At 70.6% G+C, this 12730-nt stretch carries 12 protein-coding genes and 1 pseudogene; 2 read left to right on the forward strand and 11 right to left on the reverse strand.

Features of this window, described 5'->3' with window-relative positions:
• The 5 genes from VF542_RS12975 to VF542_RS12995 all read right to left on the reverse strand — a co-directional run.
• Positions 1-897, reverse strand: an 897-nt coding sequence (locus VF542_RS12975; protein WP_408652126.1) for a patatin-like phospholipase family protein, incomplete at its 3' end; no start/stop codon positions are given.
• Positions 898-1001: 104 nt separating this feature from the next.
• Entirely contained in the window at positions 1002-2732 is a 1731-nt protein-coding gene (locus tag VF542_RS12980; protein WP_408652127.1) for an ATP-binding protein, read from the reverse strand.
• A 203-nt stretch (positions 2733-2935) separates the two neighbouring features.
• Positions 2936-3889, reverse strand: a complete 954-nt coding sequence (locus tag VF542_RS12985; RefSeq protein ID WP_408652128.1) for a hypothetical protein — start codon at positions 3887-3889, stop codon at positions 2936-2938.
• Position 3890: 1 nt separating this feature from the next.
• Complete coding sequence (locus tag VF542_RS12990; RefSeq protein ID WP_408652129.1) at positions 3891-5324, reverse strand: phenylacetate--CoA ligase family protein; 1434 nt, start codon at positions 5322-5324, stop codon at positions 3891-3893.
• Positions 5325-5589: 265 nt separating this feature from the next.
• Positions 5590-5913, reverse strand: a complete 324-nt coding sequence (locus VF542_RS12995; RefSeq protein ID WP_408652130.1) for a plastocyanin/azurin family copper-binding protein — start codon at positions 5911-5913, stop codon at positions 5590-5592.
• 279 nt (positions 5914-6192) lie between these two features.
• Here VF542_RS12995 and VF542_RS13000 point away from each other — a divergent pair, with 279 nt between their 5' ends.
• Positions 6193-6717 carry a 2'-5' RNA ligase family protein gene (locus VF542_RS13000; RefSeq protein WP_408652131.1) on the forward strand — a complete coding sequence of 175 codons (525 nt, stop codon included), beginning with the start codon at positions 6193-6195 and terminating at the stop codon, positions 6715-6717.
• On the opposite strand, the gene VF542_RS13005 is transcribed toward VF542_RS13000, so the two are convergent.
• The 4 genes from VF542_RS13005 to VF542_RS13020 are packed head-to-tail and all read right to left on the reverse strand — an operon-like array spanning position 6675 to position 10298.
• Positions 6675-7550: a metal ABC transporter permease gene (locus VF542_RS13005; RefSeq protein WP_408652132.1), complete on the reverse strand. Its 876-nt coding sequence runs from the start codon at positions 7548-7550 to the stop codon at positions 6675-6677. The genes VF542_RS13000 and VF542_RS13005 overlap by 43 nt on opposite strands.
• The gene (locus tag VF542_RS13010; RefSeq protein ID WP_408652133.1) at positions 7547-8485 is read right to left on the reverse strand and encodes a metal ABC transporter permease; all 939 of its coding nucleotides are present in this window, start codon (positions 8483-8485) and stop codon (positions 7547-7549) included. The genes VF542_RS13005 and VF542_RS13010 overlap by 4 nt, the downstream gene beginning before the upstream one ends.
• A complete protein-coding gene (locus VF542_RS13015; RefSeq protein ID WP_408652134.1) occupies positions 8482-9372 on the reverse strand; it encodes a metal ABC transporter ATP-binding protein in 891 nt (296 codons plus the stop codon). Before VF542_RS13015 ends, VF542_RS13010 begins: the two co-directional genes overlap by 4 nt.
• Complete coding sequence (locus VF542_RS13020) at positions 9369-10298, reverse strand: metal ABC transporter solute-binding protein, Zn/Mn family (RefSeq protein ID WP_408652135.1); 930 nt, start codon at positions 10296-10298, stop codon at positions 9369-9371. Before VF542_RS13020 ends, VF542_RS13015 begins: the two co-directional genes overlap by 4 nt.
• Before the next feature lie 229 nt (positions 10299-10527).
• Between VF542_RS13020 and VF542_RS13025 the strand changes: the two are divergent.
• A pseudogene (locus VF542_RS13025) lies at positions 10528-10848 on the forward strand (redox-regulated ATPase YchF); the annotation flags it as partial.
• 126 nt (positions 10849-10974) lie between these two features.
• On the opposite strand, the gene VF542_RS13030 reads toward VF542_RS13025, so the two are convergent.
• Positions 10975-11865: a bile acid:sodium symporter family protein gene (locus VF542_RS13030; RefSeq protein WP_408652136.1), complete on the reverse strand. Its 891-nt coding sequence runs from the start codon at positions 11863-11865 to the stop codon at positions 10975-10977.
• A 324-nt stretch (positions 11866-12189) separates the two neighbouring features.
• Complete coding sequence (locus tag VF542_RS13035; protein ID WP_408652137.1) at positions 12190-12654, reverse strand: SRPBCC family protein; 465 nt, start codon at positions 12652-12654, stop codon at positions 12190-12192.
• Positions 12655-12730: the final 76 nt, after the last annotated feature.

Genomic DNA, 12730 nt, shown 5'->3' on the forward strand with positions numbered 1-12730 from the left:
GCCCAGCAGCGGCACCCGCATCAGCACCGGGGCGGTCGACCAGCCTTCGCGTGCCGAGGCGTTGACGACCAGCAGGTTGTCCGGTGCCGGACCGGCGACGGCGCGGAGTTCGGCGTTGCCGGCCATCCGGCTGGTGAATCGCTGCGCCCACTGCTCGCCCATGTTGTCGTACACGCCGCCGTCCACCAGCCACAGCGTCGTGCGGTCCACGGCGGTGAATCCGAGCTTCTTGGCCGACAGCGAGCGGGCCGGAAATCCGCCCGGAAAGCACGCCGATGCTTGCACCGCCGTGGACAGCCGCAGGTCGCCGGCGCCGGTCGAGACGCCGTACTCGTAGCTGTAGGCGAAGTCCCGCGAGAAGTACGCGTGCACCTTCGACTGGACCTCGGTCGCGCACAGCACGTGCGTCACCGGGGAGCGCAGGTCCTTCAGGCGTACCGACGTGCCGTCCGGCTTGGTGAACAGCAGGCGCCGAAAGATCCGGTCGGCGATGACGCTGCGCGCCTGGGTCAGCGCGAGGGCCAGCACCAGGCCGATCAGGAACAGCAGGAGTTGCAGCCAGCCGGCGACCGGGAGGAACCAGGCCACGACCGCCAGTGCCAGGCCCAGGCCGATGCCGGCGAGCAGCGCCACCGCCTCCGGCGCCCATTCCACGGTGCCCTGGACCGCGCACCGCTTCACCAGCGGCGTGACCTCGGTCGAGAAGCGCGGGCCGGTGGTCGTGGTGTAGTCCAGGTGGGCGCCGAGGTAGCCATTGGTGAGCGAGCCACCGGACACCGAGGCGATGGAGGTGACGTCGGCATTCAGGCCGGCATCCGCCAGGTACTGCAGGGCGCCCAGGCCGAACAGGCTCGCTCGGTGCCCGCCACCTGATATCGCGATTGACCAACTGGGCACCCGGTGCGCCTCCCTTGCCGGCGAGCTACCACGCCATCGAGATGGAGAATGGGCTATTCGCGACGAAGCGGCAACCTCAACACGCGCAGATGACGATCCGAGCTCTATCCCGATACCGACCTGAGCGCCGCCGGCCGTGCTGTGCTGACGCCAGCGGCCAGCGCGCTGCCGTGCATGGCGAGGGCTTCGGCGACGTAGCTCCCGCTGCCGAGGTAGGGCGCCAAGGTGTTGGCCAGCCCGATCGCATGGTGCGGCCAGCCCCGCCGCCCTGCGGCATCGGTGACCGCCATCAGATTGGCCCGTTCGGCATCGAGCCAGTTCCGGGCGGCCACCCCGTCGGGAAACGGGGTGGCCAGCGGGTGCAGGGGCGCAAGGTCGGGGCGGTGCTGGCGGTGGCCGGGGAACGCCAGGTCCATCGCGTGCGTCGCCGTGTGCAGGTAGTGCTCGAACAGCCGGGTCAGCGCCATCCGCCGGTGCGGTCCGGTGTCGGTGGCCACCGCCAGCTCGCCGGCGTAGGCGCGCAACAGCTCGTGCATGCCGTACCGGCCCAGTGCGCCCTGCTGGACCAGGTTCGCCCGGGTCAGCACGTCCAGCGCGTGCTGCGCCTCGGTGACGGTGGCCGTGCCGGTGAGCGCGGCCAGCGCGCCGGCCTGCAGATCCGCGCCGGGGTGCAGGCCCAGCAGCCGGAACGCCTGAGCCGCGCTGCCGGGCAGCCGGGAGCATGACCAGGAGAACACCGCCCGGATCGATGTCCTGGCATCGTCGCCGGTCTCCAGCAGATCCAGCGGAGGATGCCCGGACCCGAGCGCGGAGACCAGTTCGGCCAACGAGGTAGCCGGCCGGTGCCCGACGAGTTCGGCGGCGACCCGCAAGGCAAGCGGCAACCGGGCACAGTGCTCCGCCAACGCCGCTGCCTCGGCGGGCGCCGCATCGACCTGCGCACCGGCGAGGGCGCGGAGTAGCCCCACGGCGTCCCCGGAGGGCAGGACGTCGAGTTCGAGCCGGTGCCCGCCGTGCCCTGCGATGAGGCCGGTGAGGCTGTCCCGGCTGGTCACCAGCACCGCGCACGCCGGCGCTCCAGGCAACAGGCTGCGGATCTGCTCGACGTCGCGGGCGTTGTCGAGCAGGATCAGCATCCGCCGCCCCGACAGCAGCGACCGGTACAGCGCGGCGCGTTCGGCGAGGTCGCGGGGTATCTCGGTTCCGGGCACGCCGATCGCCCGCAGGAACCCGGCCAGCGCCTGGCCCGGCGGGAGAGGCAACTCCGGATCGAAGCCGCGCAGGTCGACGTAGAGCTGACCGTCGGGGAAGGTCGCGCTCCAGGCGTGCGCCCAGTGCACTGCCAGCGCTGTCTTGCCCACGCCGGCCGTTCCGGTCACCGCGGCTATCAGGCCGGGACGGCCCTGCCCGAACAGCCGGCTCAGCTCGGCCAGCTCCCCGGCCCGGCCGGTGAAATCGTCGACGGCCAGCGGCAGTTGACGCACCACCGCGGGTCGCGCGGCGGGTAGCGCACCGGTGCCGCGGTGTGCCGCGTCGCGGTAGGCGGTCACCCGGTACCAGGCCTCGGCCCACTCGTGCTGCTCGGCGGACGTGGCGCCGAGGGCGATCACCATCCGGTCCAGCACCTGTGCGGGGGCCAGCCGCTTGCCGGTGAGATAGGCGTGGATCGTCGATCTCGGCTCCGACACCCGGCCGGCGAGGTCTTCCAGGCTCACCCTGGCCGATCGGGTACCGCGAGCAGCCCGGGACCGGAGCAGCCCGAGCTCGCGCGCCAGATCATCGAGACTGACTATCCGGGCGGGGTCCGGACCGGAGCCTGAGCGCTGGAAATCCACGTCCTCACCCCCGGGCCACATGTGATTCACATAAGTTGTAGATCCTGTTAAAACGCTCGGCAGCGATCGCACGATATAGCCAGGAAGGCGGCCCTGTACGCCAATTGCGGAGATGACCGGGGTAGCAACCGGGGCTGCTCCGGGGACGGGATCAGCCACCGCACGGGGGGAGTCGTGCGGTGGCTGAAGCGACATCCGGCCGCTCAGGCCGGCGAGGGTGCGGGCACCGGCTCCAGCACCGGGGCCGGCCGCACCGCCGGCGCGCTGGCAGGCGTGACCACGTCGGCGCTGGCGAGGAACTCCTGCATGGTGCGCTCCCGTCCGTACCGGCCGTGCATCCACAGGTAGGCGAGGAAGGCGGCCGGGCCGAACAGGGTCTGCGCGGGGATCGCCACGTCGGTGCGTGCGGTGATGAAGCTGTCGAGCACCAGGGGCGCCACGCTCACCGCGGCGACGCCGAAGACCATGATCAGGCCCATCGCGATCCGGCCGGCCACCCGGCCGTAGGCCTTGAACGCCGCGATCAGGAACAACGCGTAGACCAGCAGGTCACCGATCCCGATGGTGGCGTTGTACAGGCCGAAGCGCATCCCGAACGACGGGTCCAGCGGCCAGCCCAGGAACTCCTCGGCAAGGTGGCTGTTCACCGGCAGCACGGTGGTGAACGCCAGGTCATAGCCGGCCAGTACCAGCGCGAACCACGCCACGTGCTTGAACTTCATGCCGCCCTGCACGTACAGGTTGGCGATCGCCACGGCGGCGAGCACCACGAGCACGTCGCCTTCGAGCCAGGACAGCTGCCAGCCCGACACGGTGCCGAGCATGGTCCGGCTCAGCCAGATGCTGCCGCCGATCAGCGTGCCGACGGCGATCCACAAGGTGACCGGCCCGACCAGTGGCCGCAGGCCGATGGACAGCGCCGAGGCGAAGGTGACGCTGAGGAAGAAGGTCAGCGCCCAGTGCGGCAGCAGCGCGTACAGCAATGGCAGGAACACGATGAAGGTGAACAGGATCCTGATGTCGCGGCTGTTGAAGGTCCCGATCGCCGGTCGCTCCAGCCTCACCCGGCGCAGGTAACTCAGCGCGCCGGCGCTGGTCAGCACCGCGCCCGTGCCTGCCACGGCGAACTCCATCAGACTCAGCTGGAAGGGTGACATGTCATTCTCCGATGAGGGCGGGTGTGGCGACGAACGTCGTCTCGTGCAGGTCACTGCGCACCGGGCGTAGCGAGGGGCCGTCCTCGTCAGGCACCAGCACCAGGTCGACGTCCAGGCCGCGTTCGGCGAAGTGGTCGTAGGCACCGGCCTCGCTCAGGCCGTCCAGGGCCGACTCCGGCAGCCGGAGCCGGAGCCTGCCGTCGGCGAGCTGCGCGCGGAAGCGGGCCGGCCAGGGTTGGCTGGGCAACGCCTCGACCGCCTCGACCAGCTCCCGCGGCGTCACCACGTCGGCCGGGCCCAGCCGCAGGATCTGGTCGGCCTTGCCGAGCACCGGGCTGGTCGCCGGAATGCCGGCCACCTCGCACTCCAGCGTCTCCTGGGGCAGGCACCTGACCACGTCGCGGGTGTCATAGCGGAAGACCGGCATGCACTCCCGGTAGGGGAAGTACGGAGTGATCACCACCGTGCTCAGCGCGCCCGGTGCCGCCGGTTCCCCGGTCTCCAGGTCCAGCAGCTCGACCAGGCCCATGTTGATGTCGTGATGCAGGTGCCCGGCGCTGCAGGTGCGTCCCGTCACCGGGATCACCTCGGTCATCGCGAAGACGTCGTTGACCTGGGTTACTCCGAAGGTCTCACGGGCCGCCGCCGCCAGGCTGGCCGACAGCACCTCGCCGCCGCCGTCGATGCGTCGCAGCCGGAAGTCATCGGGTCCCAGGCCTCGCCGCCGGGCGGCCACCACGAGTTCGCCGAGGTAGCTGGGGACGGTGGCCAGCAGCGTCACGGCGCCTTCGGTCAGGCTGTCCAGCGCCTCGTCCGGCGGCACGATGCCGATCACCCGGCACCCGCAGCCGACCAGCCGGCAGAACGCGGCGTTCAGGTGCACGGACACGGTCGCCCGGGAGCTGACGTTGACCTGGATGACGTCGCTGGACCGGACCTCGTCGCGCAGCACGGCGGCCAGTGCGCCCATCCCGGACAGCAGCTCTATCTCATAGCGCGACAGCCAGATCTCGGCCGGCCGGCCGGTGGTGCCGGTGGTGCGGGTCGCCAGGTAACGACTGGAGTCGGCGCACTGGAACTCGGCCTGGCGGTCGATGAGATCGCGCTTGACGGTGACCGGGATGCTGCGCAGCGTCTCGACGTCCAGCTTGTCTATCGCGATGCCGGCGGCGGCGAAGCGGCGCTGGTAGAAGGGCGACTGGGCGTCCAACCGGCGGGCGGTGCGGCGCAGGCTGCGATTGATGAAGTCACGCCGCGCGGCCGGGTCGTGGAGTGGGCCGTCCAGCACCTGCTGCACGTCCGAGCCGGGCTCGCCGAACTCGGCGAGGGTGGCGAGCGCGTCCTCGACCAGCCGGGCGAGATTGGCGGTGTCGAGCTTGCGGCCCCACACCATCCCCATCGCCATCCGGAACTGCCTGATTCCGGTTTCCAACATTGCCCGCTCCGTTCAGAGGTGAGTGCGACCGGCCGCTACGTCGGCGCAACCGGTGTTCGGCCAGAGCGGTGCCGGCAGGCCTGAGGTGATCTGCCGGCACCGGTCAGGGTTCGGATCAGAAAGCGGAGCCGTCGACGGCAGCGAACAGCACCGCGGTCAGCGAGCCCATTGCGTAGCGGACGTGCTTGACGCTGCTGATGAGTGAAGACATGGTGTACCTCCTCTCCAGGTTCTCGTCGGGAAGGTGCCGGCCGCTGCCGGTGGTCTAATCGGTGACGATGACCTTGACCGTCATCTCCGGATGTACCGAGCAGGTCAGGGTGTAGCTGCCGGGGGCGTTCCACTGCCCGGTCGTGTAGACGTCATTCGTCTCCATCAGGTGTGCGCCGGCCACCGGCACCGCGGCGGCGTCGGCCAGGTGGCCGTCCTTGCCGGGCCCGACCGTGTGCGCGAAGCGGGAGTTGTTCTGCAGGGTGAGCGTGTCGCCGCGGTGCACCGTCACGACCTCGCTGGAGTAGTGCTCATGGGTCATCCCCAGAACGCCGCCGGCGGGCTCGTTCACCGCGGCACCAGCGGTGGGCAGCACCATGCCTAGAGCGAGAATCGGAATGGCGAACAATATCCGCGGTATTCGCACTGTCGCGCTCCCTGCCCTGGCTGCTCGGCCCGCGCCGAGTGCCCTTCCTTGATCGTGTAGGAACGCCGCGAGTACAGCAGGGGGCCGGTGGGATACCGGGCAGCGCGGGACATTCACGAACATTCGCAAACATTCGCGGACGCACCGCCTCGCGCACCACCAGCGCTGCCCCGAACAGCTGGCACGATGGCAGGTGTGCCGCCGGATCCAGGGCAAGCCCGTCCCCTCGTCGTGAGCCTCGAGATCGACGACCAGGCGCAGCGGCGATTCGATCGGGAACGGGCCGCGTTCTTCCCGCCGGAGCGCACCGTGCTCGGCGCGCACGTCACCCTCTTTCACGCGCTGCCCGCCGGCTTGGAGCCGGAGGTGATTGCGGAGCTGACCGAGGCCGCGGCTGCTCGCGAGCCGTTCTCGATCGAGGTGTGCGAGCTGATGTCGCTCGGGCGAGGAGTGGCCTACCGGTTGCGCTCGGCCGAGTTGGTCAGCCTGCGCCACGGTCTGGCGGCGCGCTGGCAGCAGCAGTTGACCCCACAGGACCGGCAGGGTTACCGACCGCACGTGACGGTGCAGAACAAGGTCGGTCCCGAGGTCGCCCGCCGCACCCTGGCCGAGCTGAGCCAGCGGTTCGCACCCTTCACGGTCACCGCGCGGGCGTTGCGGCTATGGCGATACGACGGCGGCCCCTGGACGTTCCGTCACCGCTTCCCGCTCGGTCACCCGCGCGTGGCCACCGGTGATCCGCGCAGCATGGCGTAGCCGGCCGCCGCGGCGAACTCCGCGGCGCCGCAGCCGATGATGGTGAAGCTCGGCGGCAGCGCCGGGGCCGCGTAGGCCAGGCACAGCCCGGCCCACATCGCCAGCACCGCCAGGGCCGCGGCCAGCGGGAGGGCCCGCCACGGATCGGCCGTGAGCCGCTGGGCCGCGGCAGGAGGTGCGGCCAGCAGGCCGAACAGCAGCAGCGCGCCGACGGCCTGGCTCGCCTCGCCGACGGTGGCACCGAGGATGGCCAGGAACAGCGGCCCGAGCAGCCGAACCGGCACCCCACGGGCGGCGGCCACCCCAGGATCGACACTGGCGAACAGCAGCGGGCGGGCGATCAGCAGCAGCGCCACGATCAGGCCGCCCGCGACCCAGGCCGCGGTGGTGGCGGCCGCCGCGGTGATGCCGAAGATCGAGCCGAACAGGACGTTGACGTTGGCGGTGCCGTTGTCGGTGCTGCTGGAGGTGGTGTAGAGCGTCAGGGACAGCACGCCGAGCCCCAGCACCCAGGCGAAGGTGGTGCCGATCACGACGTCGTCGACGGTGCCGCGCCCGCCCAGCAATCCCAGCAGCAGGCCGACGGCGATGGTGGCGGCGAACAGGCCCAGGCGCAGGTCCAGGCCGGCCGCCAGCGCCGCCAAGGCACCGGCATAGGCGACGTGCGACAGCGCGTCCCCGGCGAAGACCTGACCACGCAGCACGACGAAGTAGCCGACCAGTCCCGACAGCGCCGCGATCGCCGTTCCGGCCAGCAGCGCGTTGCGCACGAACGGTTGCGACAGCATGTTCGCGATCCCGGTCACCGGGTCGGCCGCCAGCAGCGCGCTCACCGCGCGCTCCCGCCGGCCGGCTGGCCGGCAGGTTCCAGCGGCACCCGCCCGGTGACCGGCCGCCGCCGGCCGAGCCGGTCGACTGCCGCGCGGTAACCGGCAGCCAGCAGGAAGGCCAGGAACGCCAGGGTGGTGACCCAGAAGCCGATCGGGTACGGCGAGAAGAACGCGATGCCCTCGCCCAGCCAGGTCACCGCCACCGCGATCAGGACCGAGAGCAGCAGGCCCACCGCCGGGCGGGCGGTCAGCCGGCTCGCCGTCGCGGCCGGGGTGACCAGCAGCGCGAACACCAGCAGGCTGCCGGTCACCTGGCTGGTTCCGGCAGCGGCCACGGCGAGCAGGACCAGGAAGGCGGCGCCGACCAGCCGCACCGGCACGCCCCGGGCCTCGGCGACGTCGGGGTCGACGCTGCTGAACAGCAGGGGCCGCCCGAGCACCAGCAGCACCAGCAGGCAACCGGCGCCCGCGGCCAGCAGCGCCAGCACCTGGGCGTCGGACACGCCGGTGATGGTGCCGAACAGCAAGCTGGTCAACCCGCTCAGGAACCCCTGGTATTGGTTGACGAAAACGAAGCCACAGGCCAGCGCGACCGCCTGCACGGTGCCGATCACGGCCGACTCGTCGCCGTAACCACCCAGGCCTGAGCTGCGGTGCCCGGCCTGGGGCAGCGCCGCGATGACCAGCGCGCCGGCGATGCAGAAGCCGAAGTAGCCGGCACCGGTGCTCAGCCCCAGCCAGGTCGCGCCGGCGGCGCCGGGAAAGCCGATCACCGCCAGGGTGTGCCCGGCGAAGCTCTGCCGCCGCAACACCATGAAGTAGCCGATCGCGCCGGCCAGCACCGCGACGATGGTGCCGGCCCGCAGCGCGTTGAGCATGAAGTGGTAGCTGAGCAGCAGCCTGACGTCCTCGATCAGGTTCCAGCTGAAACCTGTCACGGCCGGGGCCGGGGCTGGGGCCGGTGCTCGGCGTGGCTGTCCGGTTGCCCCACCACGACGAGCCGCCCGCTGCGATCGCGCAGCACGTCGACCGTGGTGCCGTAGAGCATGCTGAGGGTGTCGGCGGTGATCACCTGTTCCGGGCGGCCCATCACCGCCCCGCCGTGCGCGAGATAGATCACCTGGTCCAGGTAGGGCAGGATCGGGTTGACGTCATGCGCCACCAGCAGCACCGCGACCCCGTGGCTCCGGCAGACCGATTGGATGAGCGCGCTCACCGACGCCTGGTTGGTGACGTCCAGGCTGTCCAGCGGCTCGTCGAGCACCAGCAGTTCCGGCCGCCGGATCAGCGCCTGGGCGATCAGCAGCCGCTGCTGCTCGCCGCCGGACAACTGACCTATGGGCCGGTGGGCATACGCCTGGCCGCCGACCAGCGCGATGACCTCGCGGACCCGCTCGCGCGCCTCGCGGCCGGCCCGGCCGGTCAGCCGGCCGGGCAGCGCGACGCCCCACCGGTCACCGTCCCATCCCATCCGGACGAGGTCGACGCCACGGATGCGGGTCGCCGGGTCGAAGGCCCGCCGCTGCGGCAGGTAACCAATGCGGGAGTTGTGCCGCCCCGACGGCCCGCCAAACACCTCGATCCGGCCGGCGCTGATCGGAAGCAGGCCGAGCACCGTCTTGAGCAGCGTGGACTTGCCGACACCGTTGGGCCCCAACACCGCCACGAACTCACCGGCGCGTACCCGCAGGCTGACGTCGGAGAAGATGACCCGCCCGCCGACCATGGCGCTGACCCCGCTCAGCGCCAGCACCTCGGGGAGCGGGGGAACTTCCGCCGCCCCTTCCCCCGGTCCGGCGGTGGCGGCCGGCACCTGCTCGCTCATCGACCGCTCGCCTGGGCCAGCGCGGACTTCAGCGCCTGCAGCTGGCTCACCTGCCACTGCTGGAAGCTGGCGCCGGCCGGGTGGAGTGTCTCGGTCACCGCAACCACCGGCACCCCGGCTCGCTTGGCCACGGCCAGCTGGGCTGTGACGTCCGGCGTGGCGTTCTGGCTGTTGTAGACATAGACCTTGACCGCGCGGTGCTCGAGTTGGGCTTCACTGGCTGCCTTGTCGCCGGCGCTGGGGTCGGTGCCCTCGCTGACGGCCCGCAGGAATCCGGTGGGAGTTGCCAGCTTCAGGCCCAGAGCGTCGGCCAGCGGCGCGAAGATGCTCTCACTGGCACCGACCGGGGTGCCGGCATAGCCGGTTCTGATCTCCTCGATCACACGATGGTACGAGCCGAGGTCCACCGTCTCGAAGGCGTGCCGCCGGCTGTCGAAGTAACCGGCGTCGGCAGGATCGGCGTTCTTCAGGCCGGCGGTGATCGCCGCCACGACCTTGCTGACGTCGGCGGGGGAGTACCAGTGGTGCGGGTTGCCGTCGCCGGGCACCCCGACCAGCCGGCCGACATCGATGACCGTCCGGTTCTCGTCGGGGCTGGCCGCCACGATGCGCGCCGCCCACGGGTCATAGCCGGTCCCGTTCTCGAGGAACACCCGTGAGCGGGCGATGGTGCGGGCATCGGCCGGCGTCGGCTCGTAGGCATGCGGGTCGGTCTGCGGGTTCGAGATGATCGCAGTGGCCCGGACGTGGCTGCCGCCGAGCTGGCTCAGGATGCTCGCCCAGACGTTGGTGCTGGCGGCGACCTCGATCAGCCCGCCGCTGGCGGCCCGCTGGATGCTCGGTGAGGTGGCGCAGCTGGTCAACCCGACGGCCAGCAGCACTGTTGCCAGCAGCACCGCCGGGCGCCCGGTGGCTGGAGCAGGCATCAGATCTCCCGGCGGTGCGCGAGTGGCTGGGCGTGCGAGTGGCTGGGCGTGCGAGTGGCTGGGCGGTGCCGGCTGTTGTGCTGGCGGTTACCAGCCAACCCTTAATGACATTGATTGTCAATTTCGATAGTGCCGAACCTGAGTCTGGCCGAGCCTCAGCTCGTCCGCTCGGCGCAGGCGGCCTCGGGCCAGGTAGTCCAGCCGCCTCAGCGACTCGCGGTTGCGCGCGGTGCTCGACTCCGGCCGCACGGTGTTCGCCGCCGGCCTTGACCTGCGGCCACTGCGCGAGCTGCACCTGATGACCGCCGAGCCGTTCCCGTACGTGTTCAACGTCGACCCGAATGAGCTTGCCAACTCCGACTTCCTGGACTCGCTTCGCGAGCTGGTGGCGCCGGCCGGCGCGCGGTGTTCCTCGGTGCCAAGACCGAGGCCGAGCTCACCGAGTTGGAACCGGACGAGGCGCTGGAGCTGCTGCAGTCGATGGGCGTGGACGAATCCGGCCTGGACAAGCTGGCCCGGCTGGGCTTTTGCCACCCTCGGCCTGCAGACCTAACTCACCGCCGGGCCCAAGGAGTCACGGGCCTGGACCATCCCAAGGGCGAGAAGTGCAGGCGGCGCCCATCGGGCCACGCAGTGACGGCGGGCGACCACGTATGACTGAGGTGTCGGCGACGGGTCAGGCGGTGACGTGCGTCGGAGACTCCGCCTTCTCCGGGTGCCAGGAACGCGTGATCGCGTAGCCAAAGCCGCCAGCCAGGACGTACATGACGATGCTGTAGACGGCGCTGGGGATCGCGACCAGGGTGCTGTCCAGGACGCTGAGTGCGATGGTGAGAGCCACGGGAATGTTGTGGACACCGACCTCCATGGAGCTTGCGATGGCTTGGGCGCGGGTGAGCCGGAAGAGTCGTGCGCCGGCGTAGCCCAAGGTGAGACTGCACAGGCAGAAGATGGCGACGACGATGCCGACATCGCCCAGGTAGTCGAGGATGGTGTCCCGCTCTCCGAGGAGCGCGCCGACGGCGACGATGACGAGCACGGCGATGGAGAACACCCGCACGGGTCGGTTGGCGCGTGCGGCGAAGGCAGCCGACCGACGCCGGACCAGCATCCCGAGTGCCACGGGGACCAAGACGATGGCGATGACCTGGACAACCTTGCCGAACTGGAGGCCGAGCGTGCCTTCGGCACCGAAGTGGTCGAGCGCGAAATTGGTGATCAGCGGGATGGTGACAGCGGCCAGGACGGAGTTGATGGCGGTCAAGGTGACATTGAGCGCGACGTCACCTCGAAATAGGTGGCTCAACAGGTTGGCGGTGGTGCCGCCAGGCGAGGCGGCCAGAAGCATGATGCCTACGGCGAGCAGCGGCTCGAGGTCGAACGCGGTGACGAGGGCGAAGGCGATCGCCGGGAGGACGAACATCTGGAGGGCGAGCGCCACCACAACCGCGCGGCGGCTTTGTGCCACCCGCGCGAAATCACCGAGCGTCAGGGACAACCCCAGCCCGAACATGATGATGGCCAGGGCCACCGGCAGACCGATGGAGATGAGCGCGGAGTCATTCACGATGTTCCTAATCAGTCGAGCCTTCGACGCCTCGCTTCGAGACGACGGTCACAGTGGAGCACGAGATGTGCCGCCTCACAGCGGCCATATTGGCCGCAGCAGCTCACTGCGACGCGCTCGCTACTGTGACAGCTCACACCACGCGATCCCCACGCACAGCGTGCCCGGTTGAAAACCCAAAGCGCCGGTCCCCCGATCCGCTAGGGATGCCGCCGCGCGGGGTTACCGCAAGCGCGCCGGAACCCGCCGTTCGGGCTGGCGGTACAGGCAACCGTTGATGATTGTCAATTCCGATAGTGCGGAGTCCCGCGACAGCGCGGAGGCTCAGCTCTGCCGCTCGGCGCGCAGGCGGCCTCGGGCCAGGTAGTCCAGCCGCCTCAGCGACTCGCGGTTGCGCGGGGCCAGCGCCAGTTGCCGCAGCGGCGCCGGCACCAGCACCAGCATGCCGGGACCGCTGACCGCGTCCTCACGGATCTGCACGGTGCAGCTGCCCAGACCCGGACGGGCGCTGACCTCGATCTCGACCAGGGATTCGCCCAGCGGCCGGGTGCGAGCCAGCAATCGCAGCAACCGGCCGGGCCGGCAGGTCAGCACCTCGGTGTCGTCGTCGAGCAGCAACGGCCAGCTGCCGACCGAGTGGGCGATCGTGGAGCCTTCGGCCGGCCATCGCGGGTCGACCTCGCGGATCCGGGAGGCGCCGACGACCCATCCGGCGTACAGCCAGCCGTCGCTGAGCACTGCCCATACCTGCTCGCTGGTCGCCTCGATCGGCCTCGATACCGAGATCATCCTTCTACCGTAGAGGTTTTCCCCGGCCGCCGACCACGGGTCAGCTGACGGTCAGCTGGTGGTCAGCTGGCCCCGA

This window comes from Jatrophihabitans sp., assembly GCF_036389215.1.
Classification (GTDB): domain Bacteria; phylum Actinomycetota; class Actinomycetes; order Mycobacteriales; family Jatrophihabitantaceae; genus Jatrophihabitans_A.

Excerpts from the sequence above, each read along its gene's own strand:
- VF542_RS13035 (WP_408652137.1), bottom strand. The coding sequence starts at position 12,654 with ATGATCTCGGTATCGAGGCCGATCGAGGCGACCAGCGAGCAGGTATGG.
- VF542_RS12990 (WP_408652129.1), bottom strand. The coding sequence starts at position 5,324 with ATGTTGGAAACCGGAATCAGGCAGTTCCGGATGGCGATGGGGATGGTG.
- VF542_RS12995 (WP_408652130.1), bottom strand. The coding sequence starts at position 5,913 with ATGGTGCTGCCCACCGCTGGTGCCGCGGTGAACGAGCCCGCCGGCGGC.
- VF542_RS13015 (WP_408652134.1), bottom strand. The coding sequence starts at position 9,372 with ATGAGCGAGCAGGTGCCGGCCGCCACCGCCGGACCGGGGGAAGGGGCG.
- VF542_RS12985 (WP_408652128.1), bottom strand. The coding sequence starts at position 3,889 with ATGTCACCCTTCCAGCTGAGTCTGATGGAGTTCGCCGTGGCAGGCACG.
- VF542_RS13020 (WP_408652135.1), bottom strand. The coding sequence starts at position 10,298 with ATGCCTGCTCCAGCCACCGGGCGCCCGGCGGTGCTGCTGGCAACAGTG.